The organism is Streptomyces sp. HNM0574, assembly GCF_012726235.1.
Lineage (GTDB): Bacteria > Actinomycetota > Actinomycetes > Streptomycetales > Streptomycetaceae > Streptomyces.
The window spans coordinates 103,188-123,862 of record NZ_JAASAH010000016.1 but is presented as its reverse complement, the minus strand read 5'-3'; the positions used below and the strand labels follow the sequence as shown (position 1 = coordinate 123,862).

General features: G+C 74.0%; 17 protein-coding genes. 9 read left to right on the top strand and 8 right to left on the bottom strand.

What is annotated here, in order from left to right:
- Nucleotides 1–164: 164 nt before the first annotated feature.
- The 3 genes from HCC30_RS23570 to lipB form a co-directional block, all read right to left on the bottom strand.
- Complete coding sequence (locus tag HCC30_RS23570; protein WP_169444758.1) at nt 165–350, bottom strand: hypothetical protein; 186 nt, start codon at nt 348–350, stop codon at nt 165–167.
- A gap of 167 nt (nt 351–517) precedes the next feature.
- Entirely contained in the window at nt 518–1,456 is a 939-nt protein-coding gene (lipA, locus tag HCC30_RS23565) for a lipoyl synthase (protein ID WP_169444757.1), read from the bottom strand.
- A gap of 133 nt (nt 1,457–1,589) precedes the next feature.
- A complete protein-coding gene (lipB, locus tag HCC30_RS23560; protein WP_169444756.1) occupies nt 1,590–2,495 on the bottom strand; it encodes a lipoyl(octanoyl) transferase LipB in 906 nt (301 codons plus the stop codon).
- Between the two features lie 240 nt (nt 2,496–2,735).
- On the opposite strand from lipB, the gene HCC30_RS23555 reads away from it, so the two are divergent.
- Nucleotides 2,736–4,433, top strand: coding sequence for a regulator (locus HCC30_RS23555; RefSeq protein WP_169444755.1), 1,698 nt, complete (start codon nt 2,736–2,738; stop codon nt 4,431–4,433).
- 13 nt (nt 4,434–4,446) lie between these two features.
- On the opposite strand, the gene HCC30_RS23550 is transcribed toward HCC30_RS23555, so the two are convergent.
- The gene (locus HCC30_RS23550) at nt 4,447–4,980 is read right to left on the bottom strand and encodes a DinB family protein (protein WP_169444754.1); all 534 of its coding nucleotides are present in this window, start codon (nt 4,978–4,980) and stop codon (nt 4,447–4,449) included.
- Between the two features lie 67 nt (nt 4,981–5,047).
- Here HCC30_RS23550 and HCC30_RS23545 point away from each other — a divergent pair, with 67 nt between their 5' ends.
- From HCC30_RS23545 to HCC30_RS23520, 6 genes are all read left to right on the top strand, one after another.
- Nucleotides 5,048–5,422, top strand: coding sequence for an ArsC/Spx/MgsR family protein (locus tag HCC30_RS23545; protein ID WP_169444753.1), 375 nt, complete (start codon nt 5,048–5,050; stop codon nt 5,420–5,422).
- A gap of 263 nt (nt 5,423–5,685) precedes the next feature.
- Nucleotides 5,686–6,060, top strand: coding sequence for an isomerase (locus HCC30_RS23540; RefSeq protein ID WP_169444752.1), 375 nt, complete (start codon nt 5,686–5,688; stop codon nt 6,058–6,060).
- A complete protein-coding gene (locus HCC30_RS23535) occupies nt 6,057–6,962 on the top strand; it encodes a Gfo/Idh/MocA family oxidoreductase (protein ID WP_169444751.1) in 906 nt (301 codons plus the stop codon). The genes HCC30_RS23540 and HCC30_RS23535 overlap by 4 nt, the downstream gene beginning before the upstream one ends.
- A gap of 202 nt (nt 6,963–7,164) precedes the next feature.
- The gene (locus tag HCC30_RS23530) at nt 7,165–10,407 is read left to right on the top strand and encodes an alpha-N-acetylglucosaminidase (RefSeq protein ID WP_169444750.1); all 3,243 of its coding nucleotides are present in this window, start codon (nt 7,165–7,167) and stop codon (nt 10,405–10,407) included.
- 78 nt (nt 10,408–10,485) lie between these two features.
- On the top strand, nt 10,486–12,480 hold the full coding sequence (locus tag HCC30_RS23525) for a hypothetical protein (RefSeq protein WP_346776772.1): 1,995 nt from the start codon (nt 10,486–10,488) through the stop codon (nt 12,478–12,480).
- 86 nt (nt 12,481–12,566) lie between these two features.
- Entirely contained in the window at nt 12,567–13,259 is a 693-nt protein-coding gene (locus HCC30_RS23520) for a TetR/AcrR family transcriptional regulator (protein ID WP_169444748.1), read from the top strand.
- Between the two features lie 87 nt (nt 13,260–13,346).
- Here the strand turns inward: HCC30_RS23520 and HCC30_RS23515 are convergent, their stop codons facing one another.
- The 4 genes from HCC30_RS23515 to HCC30_RS23500 are packed head-to-tail and all read right to left on the bottom strand — an operon-like array spanning nt 13,347 to nt 17,600.
- On the bottom strand, nt 13,347–14,459 hold the full coding sequence (locus HCC30_RS23515) for a LacI family DNA-binding transcriptional regulator (protein WP_169444747.1): 1,113 nt from the start codon (nt 14,457–14,459) through the stop codon (nt 13,347–13,349).
- A gap of 14 nt (nt 14,460–14,473) precedes the next feature.
- Complete coding sequence (locus HCC30_RS23510) at nt 14,474–15,304, bottom strand: carbohydrate ABC transporter permease (protein WP_206324223.1); 831 nt, start codon at nt 15,302–15,304, stop codon at nt 14,474–14,476.
- 2 nt (nt 15,305–15,306) lie between these two features.
- Nucleotides 15,307–16,326 carry a sugar ABC transporter permease gene (locus tag HCC30_RS23505; RefSeq protein WP_169444745.1) on the bottom strand — a complete coding sequence of 340 codons (1,020 nt, stop codon included), beginning with the start codon at nt 16,324–16,326 and terminating at the stop codon, nt 15,307–15,309.
- Between the two features lie 11 nt (nt 16,327–16,337).
- On the bottom strand, nt 16,338–17,600 hold the full coding sequence (locus HCC30_RS23500; RefSeq protein ID WP_169444744.1) for an extracellular solute-binding protein: 1,263 nt from the start codon (nt 17,598–17,600) through the stop codon (nt 16,338–16,340).
- Nucleotides 17,601–17,901: 301 nt separating this feature from the next.
- Here HCC30_RS23500 and HCC30_RS23495 point away from each other — a divergent pair, with 301 nt between their 5' ends.
- Both HCC30_RS23495 and HCC30_RS23490 read left to right on the top strand, forming a co-directional pair.
- Complete coding sequence (locus HCC30_RS23495) at nt 17,902–19,521, top strand: glycoside hydrolase family 13 protein (RefSeq protein WP_169444743.1); 1,620 nt, start codon at nt 17,902–17,904, stop codon at nt 19,519–19,521.
- Between the two features lie 25 nt (nt 19,522–19,546).
- The gene (locus HCC30_RS23490) at nt 19,547–20,590 is read left to right on the top strand and encodes a LacI family DNA-binding transcriptional regulator (protein ID WP_169444742.1); all 1,044 of its coding nucleotides are present in this window, start codon (nt 19,547–19,549) and stop codon (nt 20,588–20,590) included.
- Nucleotides 20,591–20,675 lie beyond the last annotated feature (85 nt).

Here is a 20,675-nt window from a genome sequence, read left to right as displayed (position 1 = left end):
CTCCGGGGCCCCGGTGCTCCGGGCCGCCCTGTTCCGCCCGCTGCCGGGCTTGCCCCGTTCCGCGCCACGGGCACCGCGCACCGAACCGTCCGAAAGGCGACGGACGGCGGCGCCGGGGCGGCGCGGAACGGCCGAAAACCAGTGGGCCGGTTCGCCGCCTGTGCTCAGCGGACGCCCGGCTCCGGGACGGACGGGCCCGCCGCGTCGAGGACGTGCTGGGCGCGGGTGCGGGCCCGTGCGCGGCGGCGGTCCTCCAGCACCGCCGTCCACGCGTTGCGTCGCGCCGTGTCCCGGCCCCGGTGCAGCAGCAGGCGTTCCAGGCTTTCCAGCGCGCGCAGCGTGGTCCGCAAGGCCGTCCCCCTCCGTGGATGGTGTACGCGGCGTGTGAGCCCATCGTCACGGTCAGGTGTTACCAGCGGATGACCGGGGCGTCAAAGCCCGGGAATGCGCCCCGCGAACGACGACGCTCCGCGCCCGTCCCCGTGAGGGCGTGCGCGGAGCGTCGGAAGGCGGAGGGTCAGGCGGCCTGTTCGCCGCGGGCCTCCATGGCCTGCTTGTACAGCCGGCCGGCGCGGTAGGAGGAGCGGACCAGCGGGCCCGACATGACGCCGGAGTAGCCCATCTCCATGGCCTCCTGCTGGAGCTCGACGAACTCCTGCGGCTTGACCCAGCGCTCGACGGGGTGGTGCCGCGGGGTGGGCCGCAGGTACTGGGTGATGGTCATCAGCTCGCAGCCCGCCTCGTACATGTCGCGCAGGGCCTCGCTGATCTCCTCGCGGGTCTCGCCCATGCCGAGGATCAGGTTGGACTTCGTCACCAGGCCGGCCTCGCGGGCCCTGGTGATGACCTCCAGCGAGCGCTCGTACCGGAAGGCCGGGCGGATGCGCTTGAAGATGCGCGGCACGGTCTCGACGTTGTGCGCCAGCACCTCGGGGCGGGAGGAGAAGACCTCGGCGAGCTGGTCCGGCTTCGCGTTGAAGTCGGGGATCAGCAGCTCGACGCCGGTCTCCGGCATGCGCGCGTGGATCTGGCGGACGGTCTCGGCGTACAGCCAGGAGCCGCCGTCCTCCAGGTCGTCACGGGCGACGCCGGTGATCGTCGCGTACCGCAGCTCCATCGTCTCGACGGACTCGGCGACGCGGCGCGGCTCGTCGGTGTCGAGCGGGTCCGGCTTGCCGGTGTCGATCTGGCAGAAGTCGCAGCGCCGGGTGCACTGCTCGCCGCCGATCAGGAAGGTCGCCTCGCGGTCCTCCCAGCATTCGAAGATGTTGGGGCAGCCCGCCTCCTGGCAGACCGTGTGCAGCCCCTCCTTCTTCACGAGGTTCTGGAGGGCGTTGTACTCGGGGCCCATTTTCGCCCGGGTCTTGATCCACTCGGGCTTGCGCTCGATGGGGGTCTGGCTGTTGCGGACCTCCAGGCGAAGCATCTTGCGACCGTCGGGTGCGACAGCGGACACGTCCGGCTCCCTACGTACTTTCGATTCGTCGGCGCACACCAGGGTACGCCTGTGCTTCAAGGGGAAATCAGGGGGAAGTCACCGGGTGGCCGCGGGGACGCGGCGGTCCGGGACAGCCCCCGTGCGGCGGGGTTCAGACCGCCCGCGGCAGCGGTACGGCCTCCTCCAGGACGGCCCGCAGGTGCTTCTCCATGACGGGCGCGGCATCGGTGACGGAGACCCGCTCGCCCAGCTCGTTGGAGAGGGAGGCGACGCCCGCGTCCCGGATTCCGCAGGGGACGATCCGGTCGAACCAGCGGTTGTCCGGATCGCAGTTGAGCGCGAAGCCGTGCATCGTCACGCCCTTGGCGACGCGGACGCCGATCGCGGCGAGCTTCCGGTCCTCGCGGCGCTGGCCCGCGTTCGACGGCGCGTACTCGGGGCCGCTCAGCCGCGGGTCGAAGTCCTCCTGGGTGAGCCGGGGGTCGAAGTCGAGGGAGAGGCCGGACGTCTCCTTGGTGTTGTCGGTCGCGCTCCGCCTCGATTCCGCTCCGGCCGAGTGCCCCTCCCTCGTCCCTCGGTCGGAACCCTCGACCTGCGCTGCATCTCGGCTACGCCGCTCCACCGAGTCCCCGAGCACCCACACCCCACTGCGCCCCTCGATCCGCGTGGCCTCGACGCCGAACTCGGCGCAGGTGCGCAGCAGCGCCTCCTCCAGCCTCCGCACGTGGGCGACGACGTCGACGGGGCGGGGCAGTTTGAGGATCGGATAGCCGACCAGCTGGCCGGGTCCGTGCCAGGTGATCTTGCCTCCGCGGTCGACGTCGACGACGGGTGTGCCGTCAAGCGGACGTTCACTGGCCTCGGTCCGACGTCCCGCCGTGTACACCGGGGGGTGCTCCAGCAGCAGACAGGTGTCGGGAGCCTCGTCGGCGAACCGGGCCGCGTGCACGCGGCGCTGCTCGTCCCACGCCTCCTGGTATTCCACGGCGTGATCGCCGAAGCCCAGGTGAACGAAGCGCAGCTCGCCCTCTCCCGTAGCCGCTCCGGTCTCAACCATGCAGCTTCTCCTCCGTACGTCCGGACTTCTCACGGCCGGGTCACGGCCGTCAGGAAGTCGCGCCCGCGAGCAACTCTACGGCCGGTCGGAGCGGCTTCCGCAGCCGGTCACCTACTCACACGTACGGATGAATACGCGACGAAGAGGGCGAACGCTGTGCGAAGGGCCGTTACATTCGCGCCGTTCCGCAGGGCGCCCCGGCGTCTGCCGCAAGCCGTAGGGCAGGAGACCGAAAAGCTGATGACGATGGAACGAACTGGGGGCTCCACTTCCCAGTCCTCCCCACAGCGCATCCCCAACCGCCAGCTCGCCGCGCTCATCGCGGAAGCCGGGTTCTCCAACGCCGGGCTGGCCCGGCGCGTCGATCAACTCGGTCTGGAACACGGTCTCGACCTGCGCTACGACAAGACATCCGTGACCCGCTGGCTGCGCGGTCAGCAGCCGCGCGGGACGACCCCCGCGCTGATCGCCGAGGTCTTCACCCGCAGGCTCGGCCGCCGGCTGACCGCGCAGGACCTCGGGCTGGACGCCTGCGCGCCGGTGTACGCGGGGCTGGAGTTCGCCGCGTCGCCCGCCGAGGCCGTCGACATCGTCAGCGGCCTGTGGCGCAAGGACTCGGGCAGCCACGCCGAGCTGCGGAAGATCGCCTTCACCCCGGCCGGGCTGGTGGTGCCCAGCCGGGACTGGCTGATCGGCCGCCCCGACGACCGGGTGTCCCGGGGCGCCCCGCAGGACGCCGGCTCCGGCGCCGGCGACTCCGCTTCCGGCGGCCGGACGGCCGGCTCCGCCACCCCGCCGGCCGGCCAGGGCCACGGCACGGGCGGGCACGGTCACGGTCACGGTCCCGGCGTCCGGGCCGGGCTCGCGGGCGCGGGCCGGGCGGGGCAGCGGCCCTCCGGGCAGGGCGGCGGGCTGCGGGTGCCGACGCAGGCGCGCGGCGGCGCGGGCCCGCTCGCCGGGCACGGCCACCCCGGCTCCGGACGCGCCCCGGGCGGGCCGGTGCCGCGGCTGGAGCGGACGGAGCGGGGCCCGGGCCAGCGGGTCACGATGGGCGACGTCAACGCGCTGCGCTCGGTCGGCGAGATGTTCCGCGCGCTGGACCACAGCTACGGCGGCGGCCACGCCCGTCAGGCGCTGGTGCGGTATCTGGAGCACGAGACGGAGCCCATGCTGCGCGGCGTGTACGGGGAGCAGATCGGGCGGCGGCTGTTCGGCGCCGCCGCCGACCTCACCCGGCTCGCGGGCTGGACCTCGTACGACATCGCCGCGCACGGCCTCGCGCAGCGGTACTTCGTGCAGGCGCTGCGGCTGGCGCAGGCCGCCGGGGACCGCGGGTACGGCAGCTATGTGCTGGTGACGATGAGCCGGCAGGCCGTCTATCTCGGGCACGGCAGGGAGGCGGTGCAGCTGGCGCGGGTGGCGCAGCAGGGCGTGGGCACCTCGGCCCCGCCCGTCGTCCAGGCCCTGCTGCACGCGGCGGAGGCGCGCGGGCACGGGGTGCTGGGCGAGGTGCGCGCGTGCACGGCCTCGCTGGCGCGGGCCGAGCGGGCGCTGGAGGCCTCGCGGCCGGGCGAGGAGGTGCCGCCGTGGGCGCGCTTCTTCGACGAGGCGCAGCTGGCCGACGAGTTCGGGCACTGCCACCGCGATCTCCAGCAGTACCGCGCGGCGGCACAGCACGCGGAGCGCTCGCTCCAGCTGCGCGGTACGGGGTACGCGCGCAGCCGGCTGTTCTGCCGGGTGGTGCTGGCGACGGCGCGGCTGGGGCTCGGCGAGGTCGAGCAGGCGTGCACGCTGGGTGCCGAGGCGGCCCAGCAGGCCGCGGAGATGCGCTCGGTGCGGGCGCACGAGTACGTACGGGACTTCGAGCGGCGGCTGGAGCCGTACCGGGACGCGGGGCCGGTGCGCGGCTACCGGGAGAAGGTGGCGGCGCTGGGGTGAGGCCCCTCGCCCGTCACTCGCCGGTGCGGCCGTCGATGTGTTCGCGGAGCAGGTCGGCGTGGCCGTTGTGCCGGGCGTACTCCTGGATCATGTGCAGCAACAGCCAGCGCAGATCGGCCGGTTCGCCCGTGGGGCGGCGGAAGGCGGTGTCGAGCGGGCGGCCGTGCACGGCGGCGCGGGCGGCGGTGACCTCCTCCTCGTAGGCGGCGAAGTCCTCGGGCGCGTGGGCGGCTTCGGCGGCGTCGAAGTCGTCCTCCAGGCGGTCCTCGGTGAAGAAGCGGTGCGGCAGCTCCGTCTCGCCGCCGAACCAGCGGCGGAACCACCAGCGTTCGCAGTCGGCGAGGTGCCGGACGAGGCCCAGCAGGGAGAGGGTGGAGCGCCCCGCCGAGCGCAGCACCAGCTGCTCCCCCGTGAGGCCGCCGCACTTGGCGAGCAGGACGCGGCGCTGGTGGTCGAGCGCGGCCTCCAGGGCCGCCCGCTCACCGGCGACGGACTCGGGGGCTGCGGGCTGCACTTCGGGCGCCGTCCAGGGCGCGGCTGCGGTCATGCGGGCACCCTAGGGCCCGGCACCGACAGCGGGCCGCCGCTCCGGGCCTGGGCTACCGTTCGGTGCCATGGAGATCTGGATCAATCCCGCGTGTTCGAAGTGCCGCAGCGCCAAGCAGCTCCTCGACGAGGAGGGCGTGACGTACACCGAGCGGCGTTACCTCGAAGACCCGCCCAGCGAGCAGGAGTTGCGCGAGGTGCTGGACCGGCTCGGTCTCGAACCCTGGGACATCACGCGTACCCAGGAGGAGGCGGCCAAGCAGCTGGAGCTGAAGGACCGCGAGCGGTGGCCGCGGGAGCCGGCGGCGCGGGACCGGTGGATCGCGGCGCTCGCCGCGCACCCGAAGCTGATCCAGCGCCCGATCATCACGGCCGCCGACGGGACGGCCCACGTCGCCCGCACCGAGGAGGCGGTCCGCGACGCGGCGGCCCGCGAGGGCTGACCGCCGTCAACGGACGTACGGGCGGGCCACGTACGCGCGTGGCCCGCGTACGGTTCGCCCCGGACGGCGGCGGTATTCCCGGCCGGGGTGGGTTTCCTCACGGTTGCCCGTGCGGTGGAACTCGCGCCCGGTGGACGGGTTCCACTCGCCCGTGAGTGCCCGTCAGCGACGCCGTGACCTGCGGAATCGGCCGGGGCGACGGCGGCCGACGCCGCCGTGAGGCCCGTCCCCGGTGACCGATCCGTAACCTTTACGCTGCCCCCATGCCGCATATCACCGTCGACTACTCCGACTCCCTCGCCGAGCACTTCGACCGCCGGGGGTTCGGTCTCGCACTCCATCCGCTCGTGGCCAGGACCGTCGAGGGCTCCGTCGCCGGGTGCCGGACCCGCTTCCGGCAGGTCGACGAGCACGTGATCGCCGACGGCTCCGACGACGTCGCCATGGTGCACGCCGAGGTGTCCCTGCTGTCCGGCCGTACGCCCGAGGTGAAGGCCGAGCTCTCCCGCGCCGTGCTCTCCCTCGTCCGGGACTACGTGAAGCCCGCTTCCGGGATCACCGTGCACTTCTCCGTCGACATCCGGGACACCGCCCGCGGCTGCTACACCAGCCACAGTCACCGGGAGAACCTCGCATGACGGGCGCCGGACGGCCGGTGCGGTACGGGCTGCTGGGCACCGGTTACTGGGCGGAGCACACGCACGGCGCGGCGCTGCACGCGCACCCGGACGTGGAACTGGTGGGCGTGTGGGGCAGGCGTCCGGAGGCGGCGGAGCCGCTGGCCGCGCGGCTCGGCACCCGCGCCTACCCGAGCCCGGACGCGCTGTTCGCGGACTGCGACGCGGTCGCGATCGCGGTACCGCCGGACGTCCAGGCCCCGTTGGCGGTGCGCGCGGCCGAGGCGGGCTGCCATCTGCTGCTGGAGAAGCCGGTCGCGACGACGGAGGACGGGGCGCGCGCCGTGGCCGAGGCGGTGGAGCGTACGGGCGTGTCCGCCGTCGTGTTCTTCACGCTGCACTTCACCCGGGCCACCGGCGCCTGGCTCGCCGAAGCGACCTCGCGGGCCGCGACGGACGGCTGGACGGTGGGCCGCGCCGAGTGGCTCTCCCCCGTCTTCGCCGGCAGCGACTCCCCGTACGCGGCCTCGGCCTGGCGGCGGGAGCGGGGCGCGCTGTGGGACATCGGGCCGCACGCGCTGTCGGTGCTGATGCCGGTGCTCGGGGACGTCGGCTCGGTGCGCGCGGTGCGCGGCAGCGGCGACACGGTGCACCTCATCCTGCGGCACACGAACGGGACTTCGAGCTCGGCGGTGCTCAGCCACAGCGTCCCGGCACCGGGCGCCGGGGTGTCCGCCGAGTTCCGCGGCGCGGCGGGTACGGCCACGCTCCCGGAGCGCGGCGAGCAGCCGGCCGACGCCTTCACGCGGGCGCTGAACGCGCTGGCCGAGTCGGTGCGTACGGGCGTGCCGCACCGGTGCGACGTGCGCTTCGCGCAGCGCGTCACCGAGGTGCTCGCGCGCGCCGAGGCGGACCTGGACTGACGCCGCGCGGTACGCGGGGAGTTGCCCGCGTCGCGGCCGTCCCCGGCCGAACCTCCGTGCGCGCGGCCGTCCGTGGGACGGGCGCCCCGGGCGCCCGCCGTGCCTTCGCCGTCGCCCGGGGCGCCCGCTGGTAGTGGTGGTCTCGACCAGTTCGGGACGGGCGGCTACGCTGCCCCACCCCTCGGAGGAGAGAGGTGACGGCGTGGAACCGAGCAGACGGCATCTGCTGGGAGCCGGGGCCGCGGCAGCGGTGACGGTCGGACTCACGAGCGGGAACGGGGTGGCGTCGGCACACACGCCACCCCGTCAGCGTCCGGCGGGGCAGGCGGAGGCGGCGGCTCCGGCGACGGCGGCGCAGGCCGCGGCGGCGCGGCTGCTGCCGGACCACGCCGGGCAGATCCGGTTCGCGCCGCTCGACGGCGGCCGCGGCAACGGCGGGGGCGGCGACGGGACTTCGGGTGACGGGGGCGGCGGCCGCGCACCCGGTGACCGCTTCCGCGTCTCGGGCCGCGCGGGCGACATCGAGATCGCGGGGACGACGGCGGCCGCGATGCTGACGGGGCTGCACTGGTACCTCAAGTACACCTGCGGCGCCCACCTTTCGTGGGCGGGCAGCCGGACGGACCTCCCGGCGCGGCTGCCCGCACCGGCCCGCCCGCACGAGCAGCGCGCCACGGTGCCGCACCGGTTCGCGCTCAACGACACGCACGACGGCTACACCGCGCCGTACGCGGACTGGGCGCACTGGGAGCGCTTCCTGGACGTGGCCGCGCTGCACGGCTGCAACGAGCTGCTGGTGACGGCCGGTTCGGAGGCGGTGTACCACCGGCTGCTGCGGGACTTCGGCTACGGCGACGAGGAGGTGCGCCGCTGGATTCCGGCCCCCTCGCACCAGCCGTGGTGGCTGCTGCAGAACATGTCCGGGTACGGCGGCCCGATCAGTCCCCAACTGCTCAAGCGGCGCACCGAGTTGGGCCAGCGGATCGTCGCGCGGATGCGGGAGCTGGGCATGCGCCCGGTGCTGCCCGGCTTCTTCGGCACCGTGCCCGCCGACTTCGCCGAGCGCAACCCGGGCGGGACGACGGTGCCGCAGGGCACGTGGAACGGCCTGCCGCGCCCGGCCTGGCTCGACCCGCGCACCGCCGTGTTCCGGAAGACGGCCGCCGCGTTCTACGCCCACCAGCGCGAACTCTTCGGCGAGATCGGCCACTTCAAGATGGACCTGCTGCACGAGGGCGGCGACCCGGGCGAGGTGCCCGTGGCCGAGGCGGCGCGGGCCGTGGAGTCGGCGCTCCAGACCGCCCGCCCCGGCGCGACCTGGGTGATCCTCGGCTGGCAGCACAACCCGCGCCGCGAACTGCTGGACGCGCTGGCCCACAAGGACCGGATGCTGATCGTCGACGGCCTGTCCGACCTGGAGCGGATCACCGACCGGGAGGCGGACTTCGGCGGCGTCCCGTACGCCTTCGGCACCATCCCGAACTTCGGCGGGCGCACCACGCTCGGCGCCAAGACGCACATGTGGACGAAGCGGTTCACCGCCTGGCGGGACCGCGCGGGCAGCACGCTGGCCGGGACGGCGTACATGCCGGAGGCGACGCACCGCGACCCGGCCGCCTTCGAGCTGTTCAGCGAACTGGCCTGGCGCGAGGAGGCGGTGGACCGCGAGCGCTGGTTCGCCGACTACGCCCAGCTGCGCTACGGCAGCGGCCCCGGCCGCGCCGACGCGGGCGCCCTCCGCGCGACGGCCGCGCTGCGCGACACCGCGTACGAGATCAGCAGCGCGGACGGGCGGCCGCACGACAGCATCTTCGCCGCGCGTCCCTCGGTGACGGCCCGCTCCGGCACCTACTACGCCACCCAGAGCCCCGCGTTCGACCTGCCCGCCTTCGACGCGGCGCTCGACGGGCTGCTCTCCGTCGGCGAGGGGCTGCGCGGCAGCGACGCGTACCGCTACGACCTGGCCGACGTGGCGCGGCAGGCGCTGGCGAACCGGTCCTGGCTCCTGATCGGCCAGCTGCGCGCCGCGTACGAGGAGCGGGACCTGGGGACGTTCCAGCGGCTGAGCCGGCTCTGGCTGTCGCTGATGCGGATGAGCGACGACGTCGCGGGCACCCACGGCATGTTCCTGCTCGGCCCGTGGCTCGACGCGGCGCGGCGCAGCGCCGGGGACGCGCGCGCGGCGGGCGCGGCCCCGTCCGGGGAGGAGAGCGCGCAGCTCGAACACTCGGCCCGCGCGCTGATCACCACCTGGGCCGGCCGCTCCGTCGCCGACGGCGGCCACCTCGCGAACTACGCCAACCGCGACTGGCACGGGCTCATCGGCCAGTTCCACCTGCCGCAGTGGCAGACGTACCTGGACGAGCTGGAGGACGCGCTGCGCGAGCAGCGGAAACCGAAGACCTTCGACTGGTACGCGGTCGAGGAGCCGTGGACCCGGAAGCGCGACGCACACCCGCTGCGTCCCGTCGGCGACGCGTACACCACCGCGCGGCGGGCGCGCGATCTGCTGGCGAAGGCGCCCTACCAGGGCAGCCTCCGCGTCGAGGCCAGGCCCGAGGTGCTCGCGCCGGGCGCCTCCGGCGAGTTGAGCGCCGTGTTCCGGAACGAGAACGGGCTGCGGCACACCGGCCGCGTCGACTTCACGCTGCACGGCACCGACCGCGCCCGCAGCGTGGCCGACCCCCGGGGCGCGACGTCGGCGGACCGGGTCGCGCCCGGCGGTGAGACCTCGGCGCGCTGGCGGGTGAAGGCCCCCTCGGAGGGGCTGCGGAAGCCGCTGGAGCCGCTGGCGTACACGGTGGAGGTCGCGTACGGCCCGGAGGGCGAGCCGCGGGTGACGACGCGGGCGCGCAGCGGGCTGTTCGTCGGCGGGCCGCTGGAGAAGGGTCTGGCCACGTACACCAACAGCCAGGCGGTGTTCGGGCAGTTGGGCGAGCGGTTCGCGATCCACGGGGGCGGCCGTGACCTGTGGCGGAACACCGCCGAGTTCGGCGCCGTGTACCGCGCGGGCGCGCTGCGGGACGGCGGTTCGGTCACCGTGGAGGTCACCTCGCAGGCCGCGACGGGCCCCTGGGCGCGGGCCGGGATCATCGTCCGCGACGAGCTGAAGACCCCGGGCTCCCCCGGCTTCCTCAACCTGGCCGTCACCCCGGACAACGGCGTCGTCCTCTCCCACGACGCTGACGGCGACGGCCTGCTGGACACCAACAGGCGGGTGGCGGGCGTGAGTTCGCCGGTACTGCTGCGGGTGACGCGCGCGGGGACGACGTTCACCGGCGAGCTGTCCCGGGACGGCGGCGGCAGCTGGCGCACGGTCGGCTCGGCGAAGCTGCCCGCCGCCGCGGAAGCGCAGGACGCGGGCCTGTTCATGACGGCGGCGAACGCCGGCAGCGCGGAGCGCGGCACCGTCGAGTTCACCGGCTGGCGGACGACGGGGGGCTGAGGGGCCGCACGGAGCCCGGTCGCCCCAGGGTGACCGGGCTCCGGTTCGCTCGTTCAGTTGAACGTGGCTGTCCCGCACGTGACTTCGCGTCCCCCGTCCCCTCCGGCGCCCGCCGGGCCGCTCGACGTCGAGCAGGCCGAAGCCGCACTCGTCGAGCACTATCCACGGCTGGTCCGGCTGGCGTACCTGATCCTGCCGACGACGCTCGGACGGCACCGCCGGGCGCTCGGCGCGCACGCGCTCGTGCAGCGCACGCTGCCGCGCCGCCCCGTCCCCGCCGAGGACGTCCCGCTCCCGGCGCCCCGCGACTCGCCAACCGCCCACAATTCGGCCGCAGTTGGCGCCGACCCCGCGTACGTGTGGCTGCGGGCGCAGGTGGTGCGGCGGGCGCTGTCGGGTGAGCGGCCGCGCCGGTTCGGCCCGTGGGAGGTGCGACCGCTGCCGCCGCACTCCGGGCTGTTCCCCCGGGTGGTCGGGCTGCGGCTCTTCCCCCGCTCCGGCGGCACCGACGAACTCGCCCTCGTCCAGGCCCTGTCGCAGGTGTCGGGCGCCGCGCGGGCGGTGGTCGCGCTGCGCGGGCTGGAGGGCCTGCCGGACCGCGACATCCGGGTGCTGCTGCACGCGGCCGGGGTGCCGGAGCCCGAGCGGGCGATCGCCGAGGGCTCGGCCGTGCCCTGCCCGGCGGGCAGCCGGGACCGGCCGCTGCTGGCCTCCCCCGAGTTCGACCCCTGCCGGCTCCAGGCGCGGCCGACGGACCTGATGCGCCGCCGCCAGCACACCCGCGCCGCGCTCGCCGCCACCGCCGCCGTCCTCGTCTGCGGTGTTCTCATCGGCCCGCCCGGCCTGACGGGCGGCTCCTGGGGCCCGGACGGCGCGGCGGCACCCCGGTACGCGCGGAACGCGGCGGCCGAATCGGCCCTCGACCCGGGCGAGTTGACCCGCGTACCCGCCGCCGCCTGGAAGACCGCGTCCCGCTCGGACTTCTCCGTCTGGCCCGCGCGCGGCGGCCTCACCCGCGACACGGACCTGCTGCGCCGGGCCCTGGCCGTATGGGCCCGCCCCGGCTCCGACGTCGCCGTCGGCGCCACCCGCGGCACCTCGACGGCACCGCCCGCCGGACCGCCGCAGCTGCTGTACGCGGGCCGGGCCGGCGGCTCGGACGTGGTGCTGCTGCACGACGGGCTGCGGGTGGCCCGCTACGCGGAGCCGCACGGGGCGACGGGCGGCTCGGCGGCGTTGGACCTGGCCCGTACGGACCTCGCCGACACCGCCTCGGCCGCCGCGCTCGTCCTCTCCCGCGACGGCAGCAACGTCCGCTATCTGACCGCCCCTTGGATCACCGCAGCCGCCTCCGCCGACCTCCTCGACCCGGACGACGGCGGCACCCCGCTGCGCCGGGACGCGGACGGGGTGACGGACGCGCTCGCCGGTTCGGGCAACGATCCGCGCGACTGCTCCCGGCAGACCGGCCTGCTGCTGACCTCGCAGAGCCGCGCGCGGCCGTACCTGTACACCGACCTCGGCGAGCTCACTCCGGTACGGCTGACCGCCGGGAGCCCGCAGGCCGCTCCGGCGTCGGACGCGCTCGGCGGCACGGCGCGCGGGCGGCTGGCGCGGGAGATCTGTCATCTGCGGGCGATGGCGGGGAGCGGCGTGAAGGCCGTGAACCTCTGGGAGTTCGCGCGGCAGCGGCTGCCGGAGAACGGCGGCACCGCCGCCTGGCTGTGCACCCGCGGCGAGACCTGGCGCGGGACGGGCGCGCGGGTGCAGACCTCCGTGCAGCCGCCCGCGCGCGAGCCGCGCACGCCCGGCGCCCTGGCCGTGCGCACGGACGGCACCCCGGCCTGCGGGCCGCGCGGCACGGACGTGCTCAGCGGCGTGCTGTGGAAGTCGCGGGCCGACCACTGGTACGTGCTCGCCGCCGGCAGCGAGCGGGTGCGGTCGGTGCGCGCGACGGGCGGTGTGACCGGCTCGGCCGAGGGCCGGACCCTGGCCGTCCGCGCCGAGGCCGGGGCACGTGCCGGGGTGACGGCCCGGCTGTCCGACGGGACCGAGCTGCGGCCGCTGCGCTGACGCCCGCTCCGGGGCCCTCGCGGTCAACCGGCCGGTAGCCGCCCCTCGTTGCGGTGCGTACCGGCATCGCTCGTTAGGGTTGCCGTATGACGACAGGTGTACGACGGAGGATGGGCGTCGAGGAACGGCGGCAGCAGCTGATCGCCGTCGCACTGGACCTGTTCAGCCGGAGGTCTCCGTCGGAGGTCTCGATCGACGACATCGCCGCCGCGGCCGGCATCTCCCGCCCGCTCGTCTACCACTACTTCCCCGGCAAGCACAGCCTGTACGAGGCCGCCGTCCGCCGCGCCGCCGACGAGCTGTCCCGCCGCTTCGTCGAGCCGGCCGAGGGCCCGCTGGGCGCCCGGCTGCTGCGGGTGATGGGGCGGTACTTCGACTTCGTCGACGAGCACGGGCCCGGCTTCTCGGCGCTGCTGCGCGGCGGTACGGCCGTCGGCTCGCCGGAGGCGGACGCGGTGGTCGACGAGGTGCGGGACGCCGCCTGCGAACAGGTGCTCCGGCACCTGGAGATCGCCTCCCCCGGACCGCGCCTCGCACTGGTCGTCCGGGCCTGGGTGGGCCTGGCCGAGACGACGGCGCTGACCTGGCTGGAGGGGCGCGCGATCCCGCGCGGGGAGCTGGAGGTGCAGCTGGTGCACGACTTCATGGCGCTGGCCGTGGTCACCTCGGCGACCGACCCGGAGACCCGGGACGTCGTCCTCCGGGTGATCGGACAGGAGCCGCAGGACAGCCCGTTCGGCGATCTGATCCGGCACCTCGAATCGCTCGGGCTGGGCTGACGGACCCCGGGACCGGCCCGGCCCGCCGGGCGCGTGAGGCCCTGGCGGACCTCCGGCGGACCGGACCGGGGTGTGGGGGCGGCCCGGCTACGGGGCGTCCGGTGCGGCGCGGGCGCCGGGGGCCGTTCCCGTCGAGCCGCGCACGACCAGTTCCGGCTGGAAGACGAACTCCGTGCGCGGGACGGGGCTGCCGCCGATCGCCTCCAGCAGCATCTCCACCGCCGCCCCGGCCATGGCCCGTACGGGCTGCCGGACGGTGGTCAGCGGCGGGTCGGTGAACGCGTTGAGCTCGGAGTCGTCGTAGCCGATGACGGACACCTCGCCGGGGACGGACAGCCCGCGCCGCCGCGCGGCCCGGATCGCGCCGAGCGCCATCATGTCGCTGCCGCACACCAGGCCGGTGCAGCCCCGGTCGAGCAGGGCGTCCCCGGCCGACTGGCCGCCCTCGACGGTGAACAGCGTGTGGTGGATCTCGCCGCGCACCCCGAGTTCGGCCACCGCCTCGGTGAACCCGGCGGCCTTGCGGCGTACCGGAACGAACCTGTCGGGGCCGACGGCCAGTCCGATCCGCGCGTGCCCCAGCTCGCGCAGGTGCCGCACGGCCATCGCGGCGGCCGCGTGGTCGTCGGGCGAGACGAAGGGCGCGGCGACGGCCTCGTTGTAGCCGTTGACGAGGACGAACGGGACGCCCCTGCCCGCCAGTCGGGCGTACCTGGCCGGGTCGGCGGAGGTGTCGGCGTGCAGCCCGGAGAGGAAGATGATGCCGGTGACGCCGCGTTCGACGAGCTGGTCGACGAGTTCGTCCTCGGTGGCCCCGCCCGGCATCTGGGTGCCGAGCACCGGCGTGTACCCGTGCCCGGACAGCGCGCCCTCGATGACCTGCGCGAAGACCGGGAAGATCGGGTTGGTCAGCTCCGGGATGACCAGGCCGACGAGACCGGCGCTGCGCTGCCGCAGCCGCACCGGCCGCTCGTAGCCGAGCAGGTCGAGCGCGGCGAGGACGCGCTGCCGGGTCGCCGGGGCCACCCCGGAGCGGCCGTTGAGCACCCGGCTGACGGTGGCCTCGCTGACGTCGGCCTGCGCCGCGAGGTCGGCGAGGCGCGCGGCGGAGGGCGGGGGCGCGTGGGGTCCGGGGAGGTCGGAGGGTTCAGGGGGTTCAGGGGGTTCGGTGGTGCCGGATCGGGTGGTCGGGTGGTTCATGTGCTGCCCGGTTTCTAGGACTTGGTCGCACCGGCGGTGAGGCCGGAGACGAGATGGCGCTGGGCGAGGCCGAAGACGAGCGCGGCCGGGACGGCGATGATGACCGCGGCCGCCGTCATCGAGCCCCAGTCCGCGCCGTAACGGTTGACGAAGGTCTGGAGGCCACCCGCGAGGGTGAGGTTCTCCTCGCCGGTCATGAAGGCGGTGGCGTAGGCGACTTCGGCCCAGGCGGTGACGAAGGTGTAGAAGCCGGTGACGGCCAGCCCGGGGCGGGCCAGCGGCAGCACCAGCCGCCAGAAGGTGCCGAACGGGCTGAGCCCGTCCACGCGTCCGGACTCGTCGATCGCGACCGGGATCGTGTCGAAGAAGCCCTTCATCATCCAGGCGCAGAACGGCACCGCGATCGTCAGGTACGTGATGACGAGCCCGACGGGCTGGTTGAGCAGGCCGAGACTCGCCATCGTGTTGTACAGCGGGACGATCAGCACCGCCATCGGGAACATCTGTGTGAGCAGCAGCACCCACATCAGCGGCCGCATGCCGGGGAAACGGAAGCGGCTGACGGCGTAGCCGGTGGTGGCGGCGATCAGGACGCCGACGACGGTCGTCCCGAGCACCACGACCAGGGAGTTGCCGAACCAGCTGAGGAAGTACGTGTCCACCACCACATGACGGTAGTTGGCGAACGTGAAGTGCCGCACCAGCGCGGTGGAGAACGCCTCGTCGCTCGGCTTGAACGACGTCACCAGCAGCCACAGCGGCGGGAACAGCGCCACGGCCGTGGCGACCAGCAGCCCGGCGTGCAGCCCGGCCGAGGCGAGCGGGGACCTCTTCGTCGTACGCATCGTCACCACACCTCTCCCTGCTTCCGCAGCGAGCGCTTGTAGAAGGCCGTGAACACCGCGAGCAGGAGGAGGACGAGGACGCCCCAGGCCGCGGATGTCGCGAAGTCGCGCGGGCTGTTGAGGAAGGAGAGGCGGAAGGCGTAGGTCACCAGGATCTCGGTGGAGTCCTCCGGGCCTCCCCTGGTCAGCAGGTAGATGACGGGGAACATGTTGAACGTCCAGATGGTGCTGAGCAGGATCACCGTGCTGCTGACCGCGCGGACCCCGGGCAGGGTGATGTGGCGGAAGCGCTGCCAGGGCCCCGCGCCGTCCATCTCGGCCGCCTCGTACAGCTCGCCGGGGATGGACTGGAGCGCGCCCAGCATGGCGACGATCATCAGGGGGACGCCGAGCCAGATGTTGACGAGGACGACGGCGACCTTGGCCCACACCGGGTCGCCGAGCCAGGGCACGGCGTCGATGCCGCCGCCGTCCAGGACCTGGTTGAGCAGGCCGTTGTGCTCGTTGAAGAGCATCTTCCAGGCGAAGACGGAGACGAAGGCGGGGATGCCCCAGGGCACGATCATCGCGACCCGGTAGAAGGAGCGTCCCCTGACCTGCCGGCTCAGCATGACGGCCAGTCCGAGCCCGCACAGGAAGGTGAGCGAGACGCAGGCCACCGTCCACACCACGGTCCAGCCGAGCCGGTCCCAGAAGACGCCGTCGGTGAGGACGGCGACGTAGTTGTCGAGTCCGGTGAACTCATACGTCGCGGGGATGTGGTTGACGCCGATGACGCGTTCGACGTTGGCCTCGTCGGCGTCGGTCAGCGAGAGGTACACCCCGCGGAGGAGCGGGTAGCCGACGATGACGCCGATGACGAGCACCACCGGGGCGACCATGGCCCAGGCGTACCAGTGCGTGGCGAGCGCGCGGCGCAGCGGGCCCGGGCCCGGCGGGCGTGCGCCGGGGCCGGGGCGCCGCGCCGTGGCCGTCCCGGGGGCCGGCTCCGGTGTCTGCGCAGAGGTGGTCTGCACTGCCATGGAACCGTCCCTCAGTCGTAGTTCTTGAGCAGCTTGCGGTACTCGTCGCCGACCTTGCCGGCGGCCTGGCGCGGGGTGCTGCCGCCGGTGAGGACGGCGTCCATCTGGCCGCGCAGCGGCTCGAAGAGCGAGTTGTTCTCCGGTATCCAGGGGCGCTGGACGGCCTTGTCGACGGCGGGCCGGAAGAATTTCACCATCGGGTTCTTCCGTACCTCGGGGTCCTCGTAGACGGAGGTGCGGGTCGGCAGCAGGCTCAGTTCCTCGGTGGTGCGCTTCTGCACCTCGGCCGAGCTCATGTACTTGGCGAACTCCTGTGCCGTGCGCAGGTTTCCGCTGCCCGCGTAGACCGAGAGGTTCCAGCCGCCCTGCGGGGAACCGCGTCCTCCGCGGCCGCCGGGGACGGGGGCGACGCCGAGGTTGTCGCCCTCGCGGAACTCCTTGCCCGCGCGGGCGCCCGCGATGTCCCAGGGGCCGTCGATGATCATGGCGACGTCGCCGTCGCGGAACGCCTTGAGGCCGTTCTCCTGGCCGTCGCTGCTGTCGGTGACGGCGGCGCCGGAGTCGACCAGGTCCTTCATGGTGGCGAAGGCCCGCGCGCCGGGGGCGTCGTCGACGGTGACCCGCTTCTTCTTCGCGTCGACGAGGTCGCCGCCCTCGCCGTAGAGGTAGGGCAGGAACCAGTACGGGTCGTCGCCGCGCAGGTAGAGGCCCTTCTTGCCGGTGCTCCGCTCGATCTTCGCGGCCGACTTCTTCAACTCGGCGAAGGTCTCCGGTACTTCCACCCCGGCCTTCTTCAGCAGCCGCTTGTTGTAGAAGAGCCCGAGGGTGTCCGTCACCTGGGGTACGGCGTAGGTCTTGCCCTCGAAGCGGGTGCTGCCGGCCGCCGTCCTCAGGTAGTCGTCCTCCCGGTGGAGGGCGGGGGTGCCGTCGAGCGGGGCGAGGTAGCCGAGGTGCGCGAAGTCGGCGACCCAGGCGACCTCGGTGCGCATCACGTCCGGGGCGCCGGAGTTGCCGCCCGCGGCGTTCTTGAACTTCTGGTTGGCGTCCCCGAAGTTGACGTGCACGTACCGGACGTCGACCTTCGGGTGCTTCTTCTCGAAGTCCTCGGCGATCTTCCGGTACGTGCCCTTCTCGGCCTCGTTCGAGGTGTCCCAGTAGGTGACGGTCCCGGCTATCTCGCCGTTGCCGCTGTCGGTCCGCTCGCCGCCGGAGCAGGCGGTGGCGGTGAGCGCGAGCGCCGCGACCACCGCGAGCGCTCCTGTGCCACGCCGCATGTCTGATCCCTCCCAACTGCCGTGCTCGGGCCCCGTCCTGGCGGGGCAGGCAACCGCCGCCGCACCGGGCGGCGTTCGGATGCGGAGGAACGTAACAGCGGCGCCATGCCTCCGAAAGACCTTGCGGCAATTTTCTGCAAGAAAGCTTTCATCGTCTTCCGCAAGAGCTTGCACCGCTGCTACGTTCACCGTGAGGGCGCCGCGACGGACGGTGACGGACGCACCCGTCCCGCGCGCCCGGCGCCCCGAGCCCCGACGCTCCGCCGCACCCACCCGCCTGCGCTACCCGATGGGGACTTCCATGACCCAGCACGCCGTCACCCCCGGCCCCCGCACCGAGCCCGCCCCCGGCACGCCGGCCCCGCCGTCCCGCTGGTGGCGCGAGGCCGTCATCTACCAGGTGTACGTACGCTCGTTCGCCGACAGCGACGGCGACGGCATCGGCGACCTGCCCGGCATCCGCGCCCGCCTGCCGCACCTCGCGAGCCTCGGCGTCGACGCCGTCTGGCTCACCCCGTTCTACGCCTCGCCGCAGGCGGACGGCGGCTACGACGTCGCCGACTACCGCGCCGTCGACCCCCGGTTCGGCACCCTCGCCGACGCCGACGACCTGGTCCGCGAGGCACACCGGCTCGGGCTGCGCGTCATCGTCGACATCGTGCCCAACCACACCTCCGACCAGCACCCCTGGTTCCGGCGGGCGCTCGCCGGCGACGAGGAGGCCGCGGCCCGCTACCACTTCAGCGCCGGCAAGGGCCCGGACGGCGAACTCCCCCCGAACGACTGGGAGTCCATCTTCGGCGGCCCCGCCTGGAGCCGCGTCACCGAAGGCGCGCGCGCCGGGGAGTGGTACCTCCACCTCTTCGCGCCCGAGCAGCCCGACCTGGACTGGGAGAACCCGCAGGTCCGCGAGGAGTTCGCGTCCGTGCTCCGGTTCTGGCTCGACCTCGGCGTCGACGGCTTCCGCATCGACGTCGCACACGGCATGGTCAAGGCCGACGGGCTGCCCGACATCGGCCACCGCGAACAGGCCAAACTCATCGGCAACCAGCGGCTGCCGTTCTTCGACCAGGACGGCGTGCACGAGATCCACCGCTCCTGGCGCCGCGTCATCGACTCCTACGACGGCGAACGCATCGGCGTCGCCGAGGCCTGGGCCCCCGACTCCGGCCGCCTCGCGCTGTACGTACGCCCCGACGAGCTGCACCAGGCGTTCAACTTCCACCTGCTGCGCTGCCCTTGGGACGCGGTCAGGATGCGCGAGGTCATCGAGGAGTCGATGGCCGCCACCACCTCCGTCGGCGCCCCCACCACCTGGGTCCTCTCCAACCACGACGTGGTGCGCCACACCACCCGCCTCGGCAGCCTGGACCGCGCCCGCGCCGCCACCATGCTGCTGCTCGCGCTGCCCGGCTCCACGTACCTGTACCAGGGCGAGGAACTCGGCCTGCCCGAGGTCACCGACCTGCCCGACGAGGTGCGCCAGGACCCGGCCTTCTTCCGCGGCGAGGGCCAGGACGGCTTCCGCGACGGCTGCCGCGTCCCGCTGCCCTGGACCCGCGGCGGCCCCAGCCTGGGCTTCGGCGACGGCGGCAGCTGGCTGCCGCAGCCCGGCGGCTGGGGCGAACTCTCCGTCGAGGCGCAGACCGGCGACCCCGGCTCGACGCTGGAGCTGTACCGCACGGCGCTGCGGCTGCGCCGCCAACTCCCCGGCCTCGGCGACGGGTCGATGGAGTGGGCCGACGCACCCGAGGGGGTGCTGGGCCTCGCCCGTCCCGGCTTCCGCTGTCTGCTCAACACCCTCGGCGAACAGGTCGCGTTGCCCTCCCCCGGGCGGCTGCTGCTGGCCTCCTCCGCCCCGGCCGAGGACGGCGGACAGGTCCTGCTCGCGCCCGATTCGTGCACCTGGTGGGCAGTCTGACCGCAGGCCGGTACAGTCCACCCCCATGACCGCACGACTAGCTGACATCGCAGCACAGGCGGGGGTCAGCGAAGCGACGGTCAGCCGCGTGCTCAACGGCAAGGCCGGCGTCGCAGGCGCCACCCGCGAAGCCGTCCTCGCCGCGCTCGACGTCCTCGGGTACGAGCGCCCGGTGAAGCTGCGCAGGCGCAGCGCGGGCCTCGTCGGGCTGATCATCCCGGAGCTGGAGAACCCGATATTCCCCGCCTTCGCGCAGGTCATCGCGCAGGGCCTGACCCGCCAGGGGTACACCCCCGTCCTGGCCACGCAGACGCCCGGCGGCTCCACCGAGGACGAGCTGACCGAGATGCTCGTGGACCGCGGCGTCTCCGGGATCATCTTCGTCTCGGGCCTGCACGCGGACACCACGGCCGACACCGGCAGGTACGAGCGGCTGCGCGGCCAGGGCGTGCCGTTCGTCCTCGTCGGCGGCTTCTCGCCGGAGGTCGACGCGCCCTTCGTCTCGCCCGACGACCGGGCCGCGATGCGGCTGGGCGTCACGCATCTGACCTCGCTGGGGCACGAGCGGATAGGGCTGGCCGTCGGGCCGGAGCGGTTCGTGCCCGTCCGGCGGAAGATCGAGGGCTTCCTGCGGACGATGGAGGAGCGGCTCGGCCTGACGGCGGAGCCGGCGCAGACCCTCGTCCAGCACTCGCTCTACACCCTGGAGGGCGGCCAGGCCGCCGCCTCCGCGCTGCTGGACCGCGGCTGCACGGCCGTCGTCTGCGCCAGCGACATGATGGCCCTGGGTGCCATACGCGCCGCGCGGCAGCGGGGGCTCGCCGTTCCGGCGGACGTCTCCGTCATCGGCTTCGACGACTCCCCGCTGATCGCCTTCACCGATCCGCCGCTGACCACGATCCGGCAGCCGGTGACGGCCATGGGGCAGGCCGCGGTCCGCGCGCTGCTGGAGGAGGTGGCCGGCACCCCGGCCCCGCACAGCGAGTTCGTCTTCCTCCCCGAGCTGGTCGTGCGCGGTTCAACAGCCTCCGTTCCGGCCCCCGGTTCACCAGCGGTGACGCCCGGGTAGCCCCGCCGGTCGTCGGGGTCGGTGGTCCCCCGCAAGGAGGACAAAAGCCGTCCGGGACCCGACCGCAGGATGATCGGCCGATGGC